The 18,805-nt window shown below is 63.2% G+C and carries 16 protein-coding genes; 5 read left to right on the top strand and 11 right to left on the bottom strand.

The genetic code is table 11. The annotated features are described in order from the left end of the window. Positions 1–19: 19 nt before the first annotated feature. Entirely contained in the window at positions 20–1,453 is a 1,434-nt protein-coding gene (locus GJB56_RS02455) for an NAD(P)H-hydrate dehydratase (RefSeq protein ID WP_113683079.1), read from the bottom strand. Positions 1,454–1,491: 38 nt separating this feature from the next. Between GJB56_RS02455 and GJB56_RS02450 the strand changes: the two genes are divergently transcribed. Beyond that, positions 1,492–1,863, top strand: a complete 372-nt coding sequence (locus tag GJB56_RS02450; RefSeq protein ID WP_019747573.1) for a cupredoxin domain-containing protein — start codon at positions 1,492–1,494, stop codon at positions 1,861–1,863. A gap of 54 nt (positions 1,864–1,917) precedes the next feature. On the opposite strand, the gene glmS is transcribed toward GJB56_RS02450, so the two are convergent. Beyond that, positions 1,918–3,780 (bottom strand): glutamine--fructose-6-phosphate transaminase (isomerizing), encoded by a 1,863-nt coding sequence (glmS, locus tag GJB56_RS02445; RefSeq protein WP_003940837.1) that lies wholly within the window; start codon positions 3,778–3,780, stop codon positions 1,918–1,920. 122 nt (positions 3,781–3,902) lie between these two features. Here glmS and GJB56_RS02440 point away from each other — a divergent pair, with 122 nt between their 5' ends. Together GJB56_RS02440 and GJB56_RS02435 are read left to right on the top strand one after the other, a co-directional pair. Further along, positions 3,903–4,742, top strand: a complete 840-nt coding sequence (locus GJB56_RS02440) for a poly(ethylene terephthalate) hydrolase family protein (protein WP_113683080.1) — start codon at positions 3,903–3,905, stop codon at positions 4,740–4,742. Positions 4,743–4,748: 6 nt separating this feature from the next. After that, positions 4,749–4,943: a hypothetical protein gene (locus tag GJB56_RS02435; protein WP_154606640.1), complete on the top strand. Its 195-nt coding sequence runs from the start codon at positions 4,749–4,751 to the stop codon at positions 4,941–4,943. A 46-nt stretch (positions 4,944–4,989) separates the two neighbouring features. On the opposite strand, the gene GJB56_RS02430 is transcribed toward GJB56_RS02435, so the two are convergent. The 9 genes from GJB56_RS02430 to eccCa all read right to left on the bottom strand — a co-directional run bounded on the left by GJB56_RS02430 (position 4,990) and on the right by eccCa (position 15,673). Beyond that, positions 4,990–5,958, bottom strand: coding sequence for a hypothetical protein (locus GJB56_RS02430; RefSeq protein WP_230091119.1), 969 nt, complete (start codon positions 5,956–5,958; stop codon positions 4,990–4,992). Between the two features lie 176 nt (positions 5,959–6,134). Further along, positions 6,135–6,440 (bottom strand): hypothetical protein, encoded by a 306-nt coding sequence (locus GJB56_RS02425; RefSeq protein WP_019747569.1) that lies wholly within the window; start codon positions 6,438–6,440, stop codon positions 6,135–6,137. Between the two features lie 111 nt (positions 6,441–6,551). After that, a complete protein-coding gene (glmM, locus tag GJB56_RS02420; protein ID WP_113683083.1) occupies positions 6,552–7,889 on the bottom strand; it encodes a phosphoglucosamine mutase in 1,338 nt (445 codons plus the stop codon). 154 nt (positions 7,890–8,043) lie between these two features. Continuing rightward, a complete protein-coding gene (gene rpsI, locus GJB56_RS02415) occupies positions 8,044–8,556 on the bottom strand; it encodes a 30S ribosomal protein S9 (protein WP_019747567.1) in 513 nt (170 codons plus the stop codon). Further along, positions 8,553–8,996, bottom strand: coding sequence for a 50S ribosomal protein L13 (gene rplM, locus GJB56_RS02410; RefSeq protein ID WP_019747566.1), 444 nt, complete (start codon positions 8,994–8,996; stop codon positions 8,553–8,555). The genes rpsI and rplM overlap by 4 nt, the downstream gene beginning before the upstream one ends. Before the next feature lie 289 nt (positions 8,997–9,285). Next, positions 9,286–9,579 (bottom strand): WXG100 family type VII secretion target, encoded by a 294-nt coding sequence (locus GJB56_RS02405; RefSeq protein WP_003940975.1) that lies wholly within the window; start codon positions 9,577–9,579, stop codon positions 9,286–9,288. Positions 9,580–9,666: 87 nt separating this feature from the next. Continuing rightward, positions 9,667–9,972, bottom strand: coding sequence for a WXG100 family type VII secretion target (locus GJB56_RS02400; RefSeq protein ID WP_003940986.1), 306 nt, complete (start codon positions 9,970–9,972; stop codon positions 9,667–9,669). A gap of 182 nt (positions 9,973–10,154) precedes the next feature. Then, a complete protein-coding gene (locus GJB56_RS02395) occupies positions 10,155–11,657 on the bottom strand; it encodes a type VII secretion-associated protein (RefSeq protein WP_113683118.1) in 1,503 nt (500 codons plus the stop codon). Then, complete coding sequence (gene eccCa, locus GJB56_RS02390) at positions 11,654–15,673, bottom strand: type VII secretion protein EccCa (RefSeq protein WP_230091203.1); 4,020 nt, start codon at positions 15,671–15,673, stop codon at positions 11,654–11,656. The genes GJB56_RS02395 and eccCa overlap by 4 nt, the downstream gene beginning before the upstream one ends. A 224-nt stretch (positions 15,674–15,897) precedes the next feature. Here eccCa and eccD point away from each other — a divergent pair, with 224 nt between their 5' ends. After that, positions 15,898–17,364 carry a type VII secretion integral membrane protein EccD gene (gene eccD / locus GJB56_RS02385; protein ID WP_030535145.1) on the top strand — a complete coding sequence of 489 codons (1,467 nt, stop codon included), beginning with the start codon at positions 15,898–15,900 and terminating at the stop codon, positions 17,362–17,364. Between the two features lie 14 nt (positions 17,365–17,378). After that, positions 17,379–18,791 carry a type VII secretion-associated serine protease mycosin gene (gene mycP, locus GJB56_RS02380; RefSeq protein WP_020906904.1) on the top strand — a complete coding sequence of 471 codons (1,413 nt, stop codon included), beginning with the start codon at positions 17,379–17,381 and terminating at the stop codon, positions 18,789–18,791. Positions 18,792–18,805 lie beyond the last annotated feature (14 nt).

The following is an 18,805-nucleotide window of genomic DNA, read 5'->3' as shown; positions in this document are numbered from 1 at the left end:
TGTTCGGGTTTGAACACCCTCAATCAAGGGCAAAAGAGCGAAGCACACGCACCGACTCGCGCAGACCTCCCAGCAGCGGCGAAGCCGAAATCGGTGCTCCGGCGACATCGCTCTGACCGCCGGCAGCGGCGATGTTCGCAGCCAACGCGTGAGCCCGCGCCCCGACGGCCCCGGCTTCGAGAGGGCTCAGACCCGCCGCCAGCAACGCGCCGATCACACCGGAGAGGATGTCACCCGAGCCTGCGGTCGACGCCCAGGAGCCGCCGGCGTCGTTGACCAGGACCTCACCGCCGGGATCCGAGATCACCGTCGTATGGCCTTTCAGCAGAATCGTGACTCCGAGGCGTTCGGCGAGAGCACGCGTGGCCGCGATTCTGTCGTCGCCGAGTGGTGTGAATCGTGCGAACTCGCCGGCGTGGGGCGTCAGAAGAGTCGGCGCGGTCCGGGCTGCGACAAGTTCGGGACGTTGAGCGAGGAGGGTAAGTCCGTCCGCATCGACGACAACGGGTACATCGGTAGCCAGTACCGACGCCAGAAGCCGCGCGGCGTCGTCGTCGGTACCCATACCGGGTCCGACCACCCAGGCCTGAACCCGCCCGGCGGCTTGGAACGTCTCACTCGCAATCACCTCCGGGAACCGGGCGAGCACCTCGGCGGCGCCGTGCCCGGCGTAGCGAACCAGTCCGGAGGTCGCGGTCACCGCGGCGCCGGTGCAGAGCACGCCCGCGCCGGGATACTGCTCACTTCCCGCAACGATGCCCACCACACCCTGCGAGTACTTGTCGTCCTCCGCGCCTGGCACCGGCCACAGCGCACCGACCTCGGCCGGATCGAGCGAACCGAACGCCGGTTCGCCGACGCTCAATCCGATATCCACGAGTTCGACACGACCACACAGCGGAGCCGCGAGTACGTGTACCGGCTTGAGCGCACCGAATGTGACCGTCACATCAGCGGTAACCGACGGGCCGTCCACTGCGCCGGTGTTCGCGTCGACGCCACTCGGAAGATCGACCGCCACGATCGGTGCCTCCACCTGGCCGACGAGCTCAGCTGCGTCAGGCCTCAGACCGCCGTGCCCGGAAATCCCGACGATGCCGTCGATCACCAGATCCGGCGACCCGACTTCGGCAGCGACTCGGCCACCGGCCTTCAGGAGAGCGTCGAGGCCCGACCGATGAGCGCGCGCCGGATCGAGCAACACGGCCCGAACACTCACACCTCGTTTGCGGAGCAACGCACCCGCCCACAGGGCATCACCGCCGTTGTCGCCGGTACCGACCAGAAGCGTCACCGACCGATGCGCGACCGATCCTGTACGGGAACGTAATTCGTCGGCGACCACTCGCGCGAGACCGTACGCCGCTCGACGCATCAGCACTCCGTCGGGCAGCTTGTCGAGCAGCGGCACCTCCGCTGCTCGCACCTGATCGGCTGTGTAGTACCCACGCATGTCGGAACCCTTCAGTTGCCGTCGCTACCCTCGAAACCATGAAATCACGTCTTCGCCCGGCAATCGCGGGACTCGTCCTCGCTCTCGGTCTGGTCGGGTGCAGTTCCGGCACCGACTCCACACCATCTGCGGCCGAAACGACGGCGAGCGGACCCGTGGTGACCATCTCCGGGATGGCGTACTCCCCCGCTTCCATCACCGTGAACGTCGGCGACACCGTCACGTGGGTATTCGACGACAACGGAATGGCCCACGACGTCAACGGCCTCGGAGACGCCAAGGGCAAACTCCGTAGCCCACTCAAGAAATCGGGAACTTACACCTACACGTTCACCGAACCCGGAACCTACGACTACACCTGTACACCGCATCCCGAGATGCGCGGAACCGTCGTCGTCGAGACGCCGTAACGCACTCGGGCCCCACAGTCTTTCGACTGCGGGGCCCGAAATTCCCTACGAAAACTATTCGACCGTAACCGATTTCGCCAGGTTACGCGGCTTGTCGACGTCGTATCCGCGTGCCGCGGCAACCTCGGCCGCAAAGATCTGCAACGGAACCGTGGACAGCAACGGCTGCAGCAGAGTCGGTGACGCGGGAATCTCGATCAGGTGATCCGCGTGCGCCGCGGCGACGGTATCGCCTTCCTCCGCGATGACGATAGTCGTTGCCCCGCGCGCCTTGATCTCCTGAATGTTGGACACCAACTTCGAGTGCAGCACAGCGCGACCCTGCGGCGACGGCATGACGATGATGACCGGAAGGTCCTCCTCGATCAGCGCGATCGGGCCGTGCTTGAGCTCACCGGCGGCAAAGCCCTCGGCGTGCATGTATGCAAGCTCCTTGAGCTTGAGCGCACCCTCGAGCGCCACCGGGTAGCCGACGTGGCGCCCCAGGAACAGCACGGTCGACGCGTGCGCGAACTGGCGTGCCAACGCGCGCACCGGTTCTGCCGTCTCGAGCACCTTGCTGACCAATGCGGGCATAGCTTCGAGGTCGGCGTACTCGCGCGCGACCTCGTCCGGATACTTGGTGCCGCGAGCCTGCGCCAAAGCCAAACCGACGAGGTAGTTCGCGGTCACCTGCGCCAGGAAGGCCTTGGTCGACGCAACCGCGATTTCCGGTCCTGCCCGCGTGTAGAGAACGGCGTCGGCTTCGCGCGGGATCTGTGCACCGTTGGTGTTGCAGATCGCCAGGACGCGTGCCTTCTGATCCTTGGCGTGCTTGACAGCTTCGAGTGTGTCCGCCGTCTCCCCCGACTGCGAGATCGCGACAACAAGCGTCGAGCGATCCAGAACCGGGTCGCGGTAACGGAATTCGCTTGCTAGTTCGACCTCGACAGGTAGACGCGTCCAATGCTCGATCGCGTACTTCGCCAACAGTCCGGAGTGGTAGGCACTACCGCAGGCGACGACAAACACCTTGTCGACGTCGCGCAATTCCTGATCGGACAACCGCTGCTCGTCGAGGACGATCTTCCCGTTCTCGAAGTGGCCGAGGAGCGTGTCGGCGACAGCGGTCGGCTGCTCTTCGATCTCCTTGAGCATGAAGTAGTCGTGACCACCCTTTTCGGCGGCCGCGAGATCCCAGTCGATGCGGAACGGGCGCCCCTCTGCCTCGTTACCCGCGAAGTCGGAGATCCGATAGCTGTCCGCAGTGATCACCACTGCCTGATCCTGTCCGAGTTCAACCGCATCGCGTGTGTGCTCGATGAACGCAGCGACGTCGGAGCCGAGGAACATCTCGCCCTCACCGACACCGACGACGAGCGGCGTCGAGCGGCGGGCGGCGACAATCGTGTCCGCGTGGTCGGCGTGCGTGAAGACGAGCGTGAACGCACCTTCCAACCGACGAACCACCGACAGCGCACTCTCGATGAAATCACCTGCCGTCGGCCCCTGGGCGTACGCCCGGGCTACCAGGTGAACTGCCACCTCGGAATCCGTGTCGCTCTGAAGCTCGACGCCTGCAGCCTCGAGCTCCGCACGCAGCGGGGCGAAATTCTCGATGATTCCGTTGTGAACGACAGCCAGCTTGCCCGACGCATCACGATGCGGATGCGCATTACGGTCGGTCGGACGCCCATGCGTCGCCCACCGGGTATGACCCATACCCGACGTACCGACAAAGTGATCCGCGCCGTACTCGCCGAGCTCCGCCTCGAGGTTGGCCAACTTACCGGCCTTACGCTCGATCTCGACCCCACCGGTTCCGTCGAGAATCGCGATTCCCGACGAGTCGTACCCGCGATACTCCATTCGCCGTAAAGCCTCCACCACAACGCCCAGAGCTGGGCGGTGGCCGACGTATCCCACGATTCCGCACATGGTGACTCAGGGTACTTGGACATCGGCGGTGGGCGCATTTTGCGGTTCCACAGACATCCCCCAGCCGGTTGCAGCGTCGGCTCCGCATACACGAGACGGCTCATCGGATAACGTCTTCAACCGTGGCACCGAAACTGAAGACACTGACCCGTGAGCTGTCCAAGCGCGGCCCGCACCGAGTTCTCCGCGGCAACCTCGCCCTGGCCGGACAGCCGGGTGTCGTGTACACGCCGGAAACCGGTTTCAATCTCCCCGCCGTTGCCTTCGCGCACGGGTGGATGGTCGGGTCCCACAAGTACGAGCAGACACTCCAGCACCTCGCTTCCTGGGGAATTGTCGCAGCGGCGCCCGACAGCGAACGCGGTCCGGTCCCGTCCCATCTCGGCTTGGCTGCAGATCTTCGAGCGACGCTCGACATCTGCGTCGGCGTACGACTCGGCCCCGGCCAGATCAGCGTCCAACCCGATCGGGTCGCCTTTGCCGGTCACGGCATGGGCGCGGGCGCGGCGGTGCTGGCCGCAGCGCAGCGCGGGGATGTCGGTGCGGTAGCCGCGCTGTTCCCGGCCCCGACAGCACCCAAGGCGGAGAACTACGCGTCGAAGATCACAGCGCCCGGATTGATCCTTGCCGGCCAAGACGACGTCGATTCCTTGACCAGCAATGCGCGCCCGCTGAGCGTGGAGTGGGGCGGTCCCGTCGTCGCACGCACCGTGAACGACGGCCAAGACGCCGGACTGATCGAAGGCCGCCGACTCCTCGGAGCCCTGGGCCTCGGTGGATCCGAGCGCAAGACACAGTCCGCCACACGGTGCCTGCTCACGGGCTTCCTGTTGTTCCATCTGACCGGCGACAAGAAGTACCAGGACTTTGCTGATCCTGATGTCGAGATTCCACACACGGCGCCGTTGCTCCCGGTTGAACCTCACTCCGACGCGCGGGCCAGCCAGCTGTTGCGTAAGTAGGAGTCCGTGCCCGCCCCCGACTCCGGCGGCGAGCACGGCTTCGTCGGCGTCGTCGTCGGCTCTGACGCGGATCGCAGATACGGGCCGGATCTGACCGACCCTTCCGTCTCGTTATCGGCAGACGTCGTTTCGGACGGCGGCTCCTGGCGCGATTCCTCGCTCGCCACTGCCGCTCTGCGCTCACGGAAGTCGTCGAGTTGAGAATCGAGAGTTCGACGGATCTCTTCGAAGGGCGCGTGAACGGACTTCACAGCGGACCAGCTCCGGCCAGCTCAGCGCCCGTCTCTCCGTCGGGGCCGGCGATCGACTCGTCCGGGACTGTGACAGGCGGCTCCGGGTCCGGCGCGGGCGAGACTTCGGCGGTGGTTTCAACCGGTATCTCGGGCTGGGGAATATCGGGCTGGGGAATTTCGGGTTGAAGTGTCGCGGGCTGGGACGCTTCTTGCGGGTATGTCTCCTGCATGACCGCCTCCTGACCGGCATCAAAAACTATTCTCGGCCAACCGTTTTCGTCCAACTCCACGGCGACCGACACAGAGTTCCCGTCAGCACCGGCGACATCGAGACTCACCCCACGACCGTCGGGCGCAATCGAGAAGCCCCATGTGTTGCCGCCGATCGAGAAAGAGATCGGCGCAGCCGCGGCACCGGATTCGATCGTCTCGGCGACCGGCAAGGTCGACGGGAAGGCGTCTGTCACCCACTGAGTCGCGGCATCAAAAGCATCGCCTACCGCGCTCGCACACTGCGCGCACGCCCTGTCGAATTCGTCGCGGGCATCCAGATACGCCGAGCGAAAAACGGTGTCCAGCCATGGCGCCGCGCCACGACCGCTGGAAGCGACGTGAGCCAGCTGATCGATCTCCCCCGCACCCAGACCGCCGATGGTCGCCCGGTCGAGGCTGGCCACCTTGAAAGCTTTGTCTGCCAAAGCCGTTCGAACAGTCCGCGCAAGTTCGTCGGCTAGCGTGATCAACAGTGGCGCCGAATCCGCATCGGACCGAGCTTCGCGCCGCGCGGCGAAGACCTGATCGACGACCGCATCCACGCCGGAAACATTCCACACTGCGGGAAGATTCTCGGCCAGGACCGTCAGCATCGCGATCTCCGCGACCGAACCGTCCACCGCCGCAGCCATGTCCGACATGTCTCGCGTCAGTGCCGCGATATCGATGCCCGCCTCTGCGCGATATGCATCCTCATAGGAGGTAAGCATCCGTTCTTCGAAACCCAACCGAGTGGCCAGGTCGTGAAATCGGCCGAAGAACTGCAGTCCGCTAGCGCCCGCTTCCAGAATTTCGTCGGGATGAGCATGTGAATCACGCAGTGCAAGAATATCTTCGAAAGAACACGGGCCGTTCGGTACTGCCTGGGCTGTAAGGCTGTTCGGTATCACGAGGCCGACCCGCCGGAGTCCCGCACCCGCCGCGCACCCTCGCGATCCGCCTCAGTGATTGCCTCAGCCGAAGAGGAAAGCCGGCGCGCCAACGTATCGAGAAGATCCGCACGGCCAGTCAAGCGAGAATTCAGGACCGCCAATGCCGACGCCAACGCGGCTCCGTGCTCGGCGTAGTCACGGCCCGAAGCGGCACCGCCCCATCGCAAACGCTTGATCGGCTCGGCAGAATCGCGCAGACCCTGGGCCACCGACACCGCATGACGTGCCAATTCATCTGTTCCAGCGCGGTCGACATCCACGAGCGCCCCCAAGTTTCAACGGAACCACTCGCACGTCGAGCGGCCTTTGACTCCTTGGACGCAGCGGGGCGCAATTGCGTTCCCTCTAAACGCGAACGCGTAATGAGGGGGCTACACCGAACCGACGATCTCGGCCAACTCGTCAGCCAGCTTCTGCGCGAGCGGAAGTTCAGTGGCCTCGACCATGACGCGGACCAGTTGCTCTGTCCCGGACGGGCGCAGGAGCACTCGACCACCGTCACCGAGAACGCGCTCGGCGTCCGCGACTGCTGCAAGTACCGACGGCGACGCTGCGACTGCCGCCTTGTCCCCGACCTTCACGTTGATCAGCACTTGCGGGAGGGTGGTCATCGTTGCAGCCAGTACGGATGCCGACTTACGCGTACGAGCCATGCGTCCGAGCAGCCTGAGACCGGTGAGAATTCCGTCGCCCGTGGTGCCGAACGCCGGCAACACAACATGGCCTGACTGCTCGCCACCGAGGCTGTACCCGCCCGCGCGCAATTCCTCCAAGACGTAGCGGTCGCCTACCGCAGCAGTCACGATGTTGATGCCTGCCTCGCGCATCGCGATGTGCAAACCGAGATTGCTCATGACAGTCGCGACGAGAGTGTTCTCGACCAACTCCCCGGCCTCGTTCATCGCGATCGCCAGAACAGCCATGATCGCGTCACCGTCGACCACCGCGCCGGTCTCGTCGACGGCCAAGCAACGGTCGGCGTCGCCGTCGTGCGCGAGGCCTAGGTCCGCCCCGTGATCGACTACGGCTTTCTGAAGATTCTCCAGGTGCGTCGATCCGCAGCCGTCGTTGATGTTGAGGCCGTCGGGATCTGCGCTGATCGCGATGACGCGAGCGCCCGCTGCTGCGTAGGCAACCGGTGCGAGCGCGGAAGCAGCGCCGTTGGCGCAGTCGACGACAACGGTAAGTCCAGCGAGCGGCTCGCTCGCCGCGCTCGCCAGATGTCCAAGGTACAGCTGCGCGGCGTCGTCGACCGCACGGACTCGGCCTATCCCGGCACCTGTCGGAAGGACCGGCGGCGCAGTGCCGTCGAGTGCGTCCTCGATCGCCACCTCGACAGCGTCATCCAACTTGTGCCCACCGGCCGCGAAAATCTTGATTCCGTTGTCCGGCATGGGATTATGCGATGCAGAAATCATGACACCGAGACTGGCTTCGAGCTTTGCCGTCAAGTATGCAACTGCCGGAGTCGGAAGGATACCCACGTCGAGCACGTCGACGCCTGCGGAACTCAACCCGGCCGTCACCGCGGCTTGAAGCATCTCACCGCTGGCGCGAGGATCGCGGCCGATCACGGCGGTCGGACGGGCATCCGAAGTGCCGGCTGTCAGTACGCTCGCCGCGGCAACTGCCAATCTCAATGCAAGATCTGCAGTCAGATCCGAATTGGCAAGTCCACGAACACCGTCAGTACCGAACAACCGACCCATAGAACGACTCCTGAATCCTGTGAACCTCGAGAATGAAACTCGAGAATGGAATTTCTCCGAGAAACACAAGAGCGAGCGTCCGGTAACGATGGACGCCCGCTCTTGTGGTGAACAGGTGCCGAAGCAGACCCGTCGGGTCAACCTCGGCAAAGCATCAGCGCTTGGAGTACTGCGATGCCTTACGGGCCTTCTTCAGGCCGTACTTCTTACGCTCGACCGCGCGGGCGTCACGCGTCAGGAAGCCTGCACGCTTGAGGGCCGGACGATCATCAGGGGTTACCTCGATGAGTGCGCGCGCGATAGCCAGACGCAGTGCGCCTGCCTGACCGGACGGGCCGCCACCGTGCAGCAGTGCAATGATGTCGAAAGACTCGGGACGCTCGACGAGCACCAGCGGAGCCTTGATCAGCTGCTGGTGAACCTTGTTGGGGAAGTAATCCTCCAACGTACGGCCGTTGAGCTTGAACTGACCGGTACCGGGAGTCATCCGGACGCGAACGACAGCCTCCTTGCGGCGACCGACGGTCTGGACCGGGCGATCGAGGACGATCGGTGCGAGCGTAGCTGCAGCAACCTCTTCGACGACCTCGACTGCGTCAGCGGCGACAAGCTCTTCCACTGCTTCGATGTTCTCTTCGGACACGTTCTGCTCTTCCGGCGATGTCACTGTGCGACCTGCTTGATCTCGAACGGCACCGGCTGCTGCGCGGTGTGGGGGTGATTCGGGCCCGCGTAGACCTTGAGCTTGCTGCTCATTGCGCGGCCGAGCTTCGTCTTGGGGAGCATGCCGACAATGGCCTTCTCGACGAGACGATCGGGAGTCCTGTCGAGGACCTCACCGACAGTGCGGGACTTCAGGCCACCCGGGAATCCGGAGTGGTGGTAAACGTTCTTGCCCTGCAGCTTGTTGCCGCTGATGGCAACCTTCTCAGCGTTGATGATGACAACGAAGTCACCACCGTCGATGTGCGGCGCGTAGGTGGGCTTGTGCTTGCCACGCAGCAAGTTCGCTGCCTGAACGGCAAGACGGCCGAGCACCACGTCAGTGGCGTCGATGACGTGCCACGAGTGGGTCACATCTCCGGCCTTCGGGGTGTACGTAGACACAGATCTTCCTCGTCTTAATTCATTCCACTGCTGACCATGTGCGTATCGCGTAAACGATCCTCGGCGGCCAGTTGAGACCCGAGAACCGCCGGTCTCCACGCATTTCTGCCGGAGCCCTACGGCACGCCACCGATAGACGATACCGGTCTACCCGCTGCCAGGTCAAAGCGCAGCCATCTCCGCCGACAATGCCCTCGTCCGGAACCAGCAGGTAAGCGATCAACATGCGACTGCCCCGGCAACCTGACGGTACCGGGGCAGTCGGGGTGTCGTCACGACATGAATGTTGTCAGCGACCGAACCCGTTTGCGGCGATCCGGTCAGCTTCCTGCATCTTCTCCGAGCCGCTCGCCGTCGCTCCGGCGATCTGCGCGAGAACCATGTTCAGTTCTTCGGACGCCTGGGCCCAGCGGCGCTGTGCGTCGTTCCAGGCTTCGGAACCTGCCCCTTCCCAGCCTGCTTGCAGCTTGTCGACGACAACCTTGATGTCGCCCTGCTTGTCGTTGATCGCTTTTGCCTGCTGTTTCATCTGATCGGACAGCATTGCGAGGCCGCCGAAGTCGTACTTGATCCTGTCGGACATAACTGCTCCCGGTTCGGTGTGACTGGAGAGAACTTTGTGAGAACTACTGGCTGAGGACTGCTTGATCGAACGGCGAAGAACTGACGGTCAGGACATGTTCACCGTCGCGCCGCGAAGCGAGCTGACGTTGTCGTCTTCGGTCGAGTCGAAGGTTCCCGCAGCCTGTTTGATCTGCTCGCAGATGTCGGTCAGAGCAGTGTCCAACTTCAGGGCCGCGCTGTTGTATCGCTCCATGATTCCTGCGTATTCGACCTGCGCCGCACCGTTCCACGAATTGTGCGAAGCGTCGGCCTCCGACCGAACAGCGTTGACCAGTCCCCTGATGTCACCGAGATGTCCGTCGATGGTCCCCGCCGAATCGATCAATTCAGCGGTAGTTGCGGTAAAGCCCATGTCGTCCCCCTGGATTCGGTGAGTACCGTTCGGTATCGGCGACCACCCACGACGGCTTGTCCGTCGGATGTGCACCGGGGTCGAGCGGAACTCCCTGATGTGCGCTACACATACTTTGACGCGACCTCCGTGCCAACGGTTCCGGCCCGATCGAAGAATGTTTGCAGAACCGACCGATCCGGTCAGGGCGTGAATTCGAGTGACTGCCACATCCGCAGGCAGTCCGCTTCGAGACTGTCCCACTCACCGACCAGATACTGGCAGCCGATACTCACTTGCCGACCGTTGTCGACGTACACGCGCCAACGCACCTCGGAGAAATCGTCCGGAAACTCGACGTACACCACTGCCTGTTTTCCTGCGGCATCGTCGATCACAGAAAACTCTCCGAACCGCAATGGGTCCTCGAACGCCGAAAACTGCTGACGCAAAGCGGCTTCGACGGAATCGAATCCAGCACCTTCCGCAAGACGTTTCTCGATGACCACGATCTTGCGATCAGCGCCGGAACTGGGTATCAAATCGGTGCGCCCGCTCGAGGTCCCTCGTGACAGAAGCTTCCAATCGGAAGGCAGCTCTGCTGCAACGCTCCCCACCTCCACACGCGTGAGCTCCGGCGTGACACCGGACTCGATCGACGGAATCGAAGTCTTCGGCGCAGGCTTTTCCTGCTCTTTCGACGCCTCCACGATCTCGACTTTGTCTTCCGTTGCAGCTGCGACCGAGTCCGCCAACCGAGAATCGCCTCGATCGCGAGTGGACACCACGACCGTTGCCGCGACCGCAGCGACGACGGCGAGCACCGCAAGCGCCGCCGCGAACCATCGACGGCCTCCGTGCCACCCGCCGACTCGACGGGGCGAGGAGGCAGTCGAGTCCACGGAAGGAATCGACATCGCGCCATCCGGATCGCCTACCCACCCGGCACCAAAAGCTGAATTGTCGACGATTCGACCGGAACTGTCCCGCGCAGTTGTCTGGCGAACGAGCGTCCGAGGATCCACCAGAGACGACGCCACCCGACTCTCGTCCAGAATTCGAATGCTCGCATGGCCGTGGGCATTCGTCGACCGACGTTCGAGCGAAGCCGCAACGGCATGGGAGCGCGGCCCGACCAACACCACAGCGTCCCGAACCGACAAGTCCCCGATTCCGGAAAACAACCCCGCAACGTCTGCGATCGCCGAGCTTTGTGCCCCGTCGATTCGGAGTTCACCGTCGACCTCAACGACAACAGAAGCGACCACCATTCCGCCACGCAGTTCGAGGACGACACACCGTGATCGCCAGGCTGTACGAGCCGACCTCGCCGCCGCGACCGACGTCGTAACGAGGACGACGTCGTGCGCCACTCGCCGTGCGGCATCGAGCAATCGCCGCCTGCGTGGGGCACCCCAGTCCGAGGGATGACTGAGATAGAGGATGTCTGCATCGACGATTCCGCACCCGTCCATCGCACTGGAGATCAGCCTGGCCAGCTCCAGGACGGTGGGGACAATCCGACCATCTACGTCGACATAATCGTCGTCGACGTAATCGATCGCATTTTCACCGGTCGTACCGGGACCCGACGCCGGTTCGCGTCTGATGTCTGCACTGCAACAGAATTCGCGTTGACCCGAGACGACCCAGATATTGGATGCACCCCAATGTAGCGAGACCGACACCAAGGACGGAACGGTCACAGCGGTGGCATCCACGGAACTTGGACAAGTTGGGTTTGCGATCGAGAAACGTAGACCCCACGACCTTCCGGCAATGCCGACGCGCGGACGGTGCCGACGAGATTTCCCTCGTCGCGACTTCCGCTCATGATCAATCCGGCCGGTGCCATGTCGCGAATTCTCGCAATGACCGGCTCGTAGAGTGCTCTGGCCGCGCCACCGGAACGGCGGGCAATCACCAGGTGCAAACCGATGTCCTTGGAATGCGGAATGTATTCGAGCAACGGCGCCACCGGATTACCACTCGGTGTGGCCACCAGGTCGTAGTCGTCGATCAGTACATAAATCTCCGGCCCACTCCACCACGACCTTTCCCGCAATTGCTGCTGTGTTGTTTCGGCGTTCGGCATTCTGGCGGCGACGATCCGAGCCAAGTCGACCATCAACTCACCGAAGGTCGTCGACGACGCCGAGTACCCGCCGAGGTGATTCCCTTCGACCACTCCGAGTAGGGAATGCCGATAGTCACCGATAATCAGCTTGGCCTGCGCCGGTGTGTTCGACGCGATGATCCCTTCCGCTATTCCGCGCAGAAGAGATGTCTTGCCACACGCGGTGTCGCCGAATATCAAAAGGTGCGCGTGTTCCCGGAAGTCCATGTACACCGGGGCGAGGTCGGTCTCACCGAGCCCGATCGGCGCGGTGAGGCACCGACCGTCGGCCGCACTCGGTGAGGGCCACCGGGTCCCGACAGCTTCGAGAAGTTCTGCCCGCGAGTACGAATCCGGAAGCATCCGCACGGTGGGCGCCGGGCGCGAATTCGACATGGCTGCAATATGTTCGACCGTCGACGCCACAGAACCACCGGAATTCTCACTACCTGGCGAACCGCCGATTCGAGGTAGTCCGGTGAGAAGGTGAAGCCCGTCGCGCGTGATGCCACGACCCGGTCGACCTTCCGGCACCAGGCTGGCTTTCTGGCGACCCGCATCCGAATCTCCCGGATCACCCAATCGAAGTTCGATGCGAGTACCCAGTTGATCCTTGAGTGCCGGCCGGATCTCGGCCCACCTCGACGTCGTGACGATCACGTGCACACCGAAGGACAAACCTTGACCGGCGAGCATGTTGATCTGAGGCTCGAGTGATTCGAAATCCGAACGAACGCTGGGCCAACCATCGACGACGAGGAAGACGTCACCGTACGGGTCATCTCGGAGTCCCGCCGCCACACCTTCCCCGGCGGGATCAGCTGTTCGCAATCCTCGGAAATCGGCCATGGAGTCGATGCCGAGGTCACGAAACAGCCGCTCCCGTTTCGCGACCACACCGAGTACCTCGGCGACCGTGCGGCGGACGCGGTCGGAATCCAAGCGGTTTGCCACCGATCCGACGTGCGGCAGATCTTTCAATCCGAGGAGCGTTCCACCACCGAAGTCGAGGCAGTAGAACTGAATCTGTTCCGGCGTGTGCGTCATGCTCAGAGACAAGATCAACGTGCGCAAGGCCGTCGACTTTCCCGACTGCGGGCCGCCGACGATCGCGAGGTTGCCCGTTGATCCGTTCAGATCGGCGACGAGAAGATCGCGGCGCTGATCGAACGGCCTGTCGACTACGCCGAAGGGTGCGCTCAGATTTCCGCGAGGTTGATCACCGGCCGCCCACCGCGGCAACAACTGGTCAAGCGTCGGGGATGCCTCGAGCGGCGGTAGCCACACCTCGTGCGCGCGTGGACCGTGAGCGCGCATGCGGTCGACGAGGACCCCCATGAGAGTACGTGCATCGTCACCGATTTCACCCATGTCGATGACATCGGGCTCGACGGGAACGACAACAGCCTCTGGCCCGACCACGGGCGTCGCGGTAAACGGCAGCGGCGCGAGTTCGACGGGGGAATCTACCGAGAATCGAGTGGGTACTATCCGCTCGCCCTCGTACGGGCCTGACACGTATGCACCTTGGAAGCGAACGATCTCCGCAGAATCGGACTTCAGGTATCCCGCACCGGGTGTGCCCGGCAGGTGATAAGCATCGGGAACGCCGAGAACGGAACGAGACTCGTTCGCCGAGAACGTTTTCAAACCGACGCGATACGAAAGATGGCTGTCGAGACCCCGAAGCTTTCCTTCGTCGAGCCGCTGACTGGCCAGCAGCAGGTGAATATGAAGTGACCTGCCCAATCGCCCGATGGCCACGAACAATTCGGCAAATTCCGGCTGTTGACTGAGCAGTTCGGAAAACTCGTCGACAACGACGAAGAGTGCAGGCAACGGATCGAGTGCAGCGCCGGCCAGCCTCGCCTTCTCGTAATCGGACACGTTTGCGAAGTTTCCTGCCGCACGCAGCAGTTCTTGTCGACGATTCATTTCGCCGGCGAGCGCGTCCTTCATACGATCGACCATCGCCAATTCCTCGGCAAGGTTGGTGATGATCGCAGCAACGTGCGGCGCCTCCTCCAGGCCGAGAAAGGTTGCACCACCTTTGAAGTCGATCAGGACGAGGTTCAGTGCGTTGGGTGAGTGCGTCGCGATCAGGCCGAGTACCAAGGTTCGCAGGAACTCCGACTTACCAGAACCGGTGGCTCCGATACACAGCCCGTGCGGACCCATACCGTTCTCGGCCGACTCCTTCAGATCCAGTTCGACAGGGTTTCCATCTTGTCCGACACCGATCGGCACGCGGAGTCGGTCGCGCCCCTGACGTGGCAGCCAGCCATGCTCAGGATTGAACCTCGCAACATTTCCTATCCCCAACATCTGGCTCCAGGTCCGAAGGGATCGGTCGTCGTCAGTTGCGTCCACGCCGTTCTGCGATGCCGCACGGAACGGTGCGATGCGACGTCCGAACGACTGCGCCAGGCTCGTCGTCGCGGCGTCAGGCGTCGCAAAGTTCTCGACTCCTGCGCTGCTCACCGCGCCGATCTGATCGCTACCGACGACCAGTCGCAAACCACGCGCCGCCGCCAGCCGCGGGCAGAACCCGCACAGGTCGAGGACGGTCACCGAGTCGAGCCCGGATTCGGACAACAGGCCGGTGTCACCTTCGAGCAATCCACCGTCCACGACCAACACGAGATGCGGAACGCCCGCACTCGCTGGAGTGTTGCGAGCAAATCGAGCACGCATTGAAAGCGTTTCCCCGAGGGAACTTTCGAACTCGAGATACGAACCGAACACCATGCGTGAAGTGCCGGCGCCGTCCTGAGACTCCGGGTGTTGTACGTGTGGGAGCCACTTGACCCACTCCCACTCGGCTTCGGTATCGGGACCGCACACCACTGCAACTTGGACGGTGTCCGGACCGTGAAAAGTGCACAGCTGCATCAACATCGAGCGGACGAGCGCTCGAGCGGAATCCCTCTGCCCCTCAATGGACATCGCAGCAAATCCGCGAAGCGAGACGGCGGTCGGCAGGTCTTTTACAACCGAATGCGCACGGACGAATCGCCGAAGTGAGACAGCAGCGACGGGTTCGAGATCCTCGACCGGCCCCGTCTCCGGAGATACAAGCCTGGTGGCCAATCGCTGTGTACCCAGACCGACCCGAACGTGGCAGTAGTCCAAGTCGGTGATCTGACGTTCCCACATCCGCACAGTCCCGGCCAGTGTCCAAAGCTGCGACGGCTCGGGATTGCTCCACTCGAGAGCAGCACGCTGCGCACCAGACGTCGCAGCAACATCGCTGCGTATCTGATCCAGGTACCGCAGGTAGTCCTTGCGGTCCTCGTTCGCTTCGGACGCTCGTGCCCCACCGCTACGACCGCCCCCGGCGAGCATCCCGAGCATCGACACCATCATCATGACCGGAAACAGCAGAGACATCGGATTGCGCGCCATGCCGGAAGAGAACATCAGCGCCACCATGCCGATCATGGCAACCACCATGATCACCGGAAGTAGTTTGGTCAGTAGGTTTCCCGGCGTGACGCGAGTAATCTCCGGTGGGGCCTGAAGCGTCACCTCGCCGCCCGGTGTACGCGGCGATTCACGGCGCGCTCGACGCGCAAATCTGACAGTGCTCAATTCACCCACCCCCATCGGTGCTGCAGCTGTTGCCGCCACGCGCCTCGTCCGACTACCGCCGGCCCGCCCCCCAAGGCGTAGTCACGCAATTGCAAGAGAGTAGATCACAACACCGACACTCGGGTCGGTGCCACCTGTTGTCTGCGCTGTCGCCGACACAGGCGCACAGTTCATGTCGTATTGTTCGGGTGAACTGGGGTGACGTGACAGGGGAATCGCGTCATGGGAGGGGACAGATCTTGACCAGCACCACTGAAACCAGCGCTGCGCACACCGCAAACGGACGACGCGCGACCCATTCTGCCGAACTGTGCAGGTTGACGGTACTTTCAGCCCATTCGCAGGTGGATCTTGCGGTGCCGCTTCGTGTTCCACTCGCGGTGGTCATTCCGGGCATTGTGGACACAATTGTCAACCACAGCAATTTCAACGAGTTCGACCACAGCGCCGAACAATTCGAGCCCGTCGACTGGACTCTGTCGAAAGTCGGCAGGGCACCGCTGGCACCGACGCTGTCGCTGCACGAGCATGGAATCCGCGATGGGGAATTGCTCGTACTCGCGGCCGCGGACACCGCTGCCCCGCCCCCACTCTTCGACGACATCATGTACACCGTCGCGGCGACGGATGCAGACATCTACCGACGCTGGACTCCGATCACCGCGCGCATTGTCGGCTCGTCCGCCGCCCTCGTCGCTGCGCTCGTCGCGGCCCTCGCCCTGGTCCTCGGCGATACAGGTCTGATCGGCGCTGTCTGCGGTGGAGTGACGTCTTTGGTGCTCACCGTCGCCGCCGTCGTGGCAGCGCGGGTGTACGGAGACACTGCAAGCTCCATCACGCTCGGATGCACAGCGGTGCCACTGGCGTTCGTCTCCGGCGCCCTCTGCGTACCCGGCACTGTTCTTTCTGCTCATCTCCTTCTCGGTTCGGCATTCGCAGCCGCGGTGACTCTGATCTGCCTCCGCTTGTGCGGTGCCGGATTAGCCGTCTTCACCGCACTTCTCGTCGTCCTCCTTGCTGCGGTGGGCACCTTCGCCGTCGCGACGACGCTTCCCGAGGCGCGCACCGCAACCGTCAGCAGCGCGGTGATTGCCGCAGCATTGATCGTTCTCACGTTCACCGCTCGACTGTCGATGCTGTTCGCGCGATTACCGCTTCCCCCGGTTCCGACGCCGAGTAATCCCCTCGACGACGATCGCGACGGACTGCCCGAGCCCGAACTGCCCGGGCTGACCGAGTTGACTGAAAGGGCAGGGCGGGCTCGTAGCTACCTGACCGGACTGATCGTGGCCACGTCAGTGGTCGCGCTCACTGCCGCAGTCGCGCTCGCGTGGTCCTGGCCCGGTCAGGGAATCGTCTGGCCGAACCTTGCTCTCGCATTCGCGACGGCCGTCGTGCTGATGTTTCGCGGGCGCACCTACGCGGGCGCACATCAGGCGGTCCCACTCATCTCGGCAGGCATCTCGGTGGTTCTCGCTCTCCTGGGCGGCATGGCATGGACCCATCGCGACCATGCATTGGTCGTCTTCGCCATCACGATGACTGTTCTCCTCCTGTCACTGATTCTGGGAATCCTCGCCCCCCAGAACACATTCAGCCCCGTGATGCGACGCGCGGCCGAACTGTTGGACCTCGCTGCGATTGCAGCAATCGTTCCGCTGATCTGCTGGGTCAGTGGGCTCTTCGCGCTCATGCGCGGTCTCTGAGCGATCGGATCTCGATGGTGATTCGACGCGCGACGAACATCTGTGCCGCACTCGTGATCGTTGTCTTAACAGTCCTCGCCGGGGCGGGTGGCGCATCGAGTGCGGTTCCTTCCCCCATCGATCCTGCAATGCTGCCGGAGGACGGTCCACCCGCGCCTCCCCAACCCACCGAACAACGAACCCTGTGCGTCCCCGCCGTAGCGGGTGGTGACGGCGCGGATATTCCACGTTCTCAACAGGATCTCGGATTCGATTCGGTGTGGTCGATCACCCGAGGGGCGGGGCAGCGAATTGCTGTCATCGACACCGGCGTCAGCAGACATCCGCGGCTACCGGCCCTCGAAGGCGGCGGTGACTATGTCGGGACCTCCGACGGCACCGACGATTGTGACTCACACGGAACAGTCGTCGCCGGTCTCATCGCCGCCGAGCAGGTCGACGGTTCCGGATTTTCCGGAGCTGCGCCGGACGCACAGATCATCTCGATCAGGCAGTCCAGTGCCGCTTTCTCGGTGGCCGGCCAACGCGAAGACCCTGCCGTAGCCGAGAATTCGTCTGGCTACGGAAACGTCGACACCATGGCACTGGCCGTACGTCACGCTGCTGACTTGGGTGCAAGCGTTATCAACATCTCCGAGGTCGCTTGCAAGCCTGCCGGGGACGGGATCAACGACCAACGACTGGGCGCTGCAATCGAATACGCCACGATCGCGAAGAACGCCGTAGTCGTCGCTGCTGCAGGGAACGTCGGATCCGGAGGTTGCAAGAACCAGAATCCACCGCCGGATCCCCTCGATCCACAAGCCGATCCATGGAACTCGGTTACGACGATTGCCAGTCCTGCCTGGTACGACGACTATGTCCTCACCGTCGGGTCGGTCGACCCCAATGGCACCGCCAGCTCCTTCAGCCTCGGCGGTCCATGGGTCGACGTTGCGGCGCCCGGCACCGGAATCATCTCACTTCACCCGACGTCGCCTGGTCTGACCAACGGAGTCTACGGCTCCGACGGCGCCGTACAGTCGTTCAACGGGACCAGTTTCGCTGCGCCCTATGTCGCGGCAACCGCCGCGCTGGTCCGGTCGGTTCACCCGGAACTGACTGCACTTCAGGTCATGCAACGTATCGAAGCCACCGCCCACGCTCCGGCGCAGGGTTGGAATCCCTACGTCGGTCACGGCGTCATCGATCCACTCGCCGCGGTAACGGGCGAATTGGCACCGGGGGAACGCGTCAAGGTCAATCATCAGTCGGTAACGATCGATCCCCTACCCACGCCGCCGGCCCCCGACAACCGATCTCGCGACGCGGCACTCGTCGGAGCCGGAACGGTCGGCACCCTAGCCCTACTGACGCTGTTGGCGTCGATGCCCATTCGTCGAGTAATTCGTCGGAGACTTCCCGAACGACGGGACGTCGATCTCTGAACCGTCAACGGTGT

Source organism: Rhodococcus sp. AQ5-07, assembly GCF_009707305.1.
Taxonomy (GTDB): domain Bacteria; phylum Actinomycetota; class Actinomycetes; order Mycobacteriales; family Mycobacteriaceae; genus Rhodococcus_F; species Rhodococcus_F erythropolis.
The sequence above is the reverse complement of the archived record's forward strand: the minus strand, read 5'-3'. Positions and strand labels throughout refer to the sequence as shown.

Bases quoted from the DNA above. Each gene is read 5' to 3' on its own strand.
- GJB56_RS02455 (WP_113683079.1), bottom strand. From the start codon at position 1,453: ATGCGTGGGTACTACACAGCCGATCAGGTGCGAGCAGCGGAGGTGCCG.
- GJB56_RS02450 (WP_019747573.1), top strand. From the start codon at position 1,492: ATGAAATCACGTCTTCGCCCGGCAATCGCGGGACTCGTCCTCGCTCTC.
- eccCa (WP_230091203.1), bottom strand. From the start codon at position 15,673: ATGGGGGTGGGTGAATTGAGCACTGTCAGATTTGCGCGTCGAGCGCGC.
- GJB56_RS02430 (WP_230091119.1), bottom strand. From the start codon at position 5,958: ATGCTTACCTCCTATGAGGATGCATATCGCGCAGAGGCGGGCATCGAT.
- glmS (WP_003940837.1), bottom strand. From the start codon at position 3,780: ATGTGCGGAATCGTGGGATACGTCGGCCACCGCCCAGCTCTGGGCGTT.
- GJB56_RS02405 (WP_003940975.1), bottom strand. From the start codon at position 9,579: ATGTCCGACAGGATCAAGTACGACTTCGGCGGCCTCGCAATGCTGTCC.
- GJB56_RS02400 (WP_003940986.1), bottom strand. From the start codon at position 9,972: ATGGGCTTTACCGCAACTACCGCTGAATTGATCGATTCGGCGGGGACC.
- mycP (WP_020906904.1), top strand. From the start codon at position 17,379: ATGGTGATTCGACGCGCGACGAACATCTGTGCCGCACTCGTGATCGTT.
- glmM (WP_113683083.1), bottom strand. From the start codon at position 7,889: ATGGGTCGGTTGTTCGGTACTGACGGTGTTCGTGGACTTGCCAATTCG.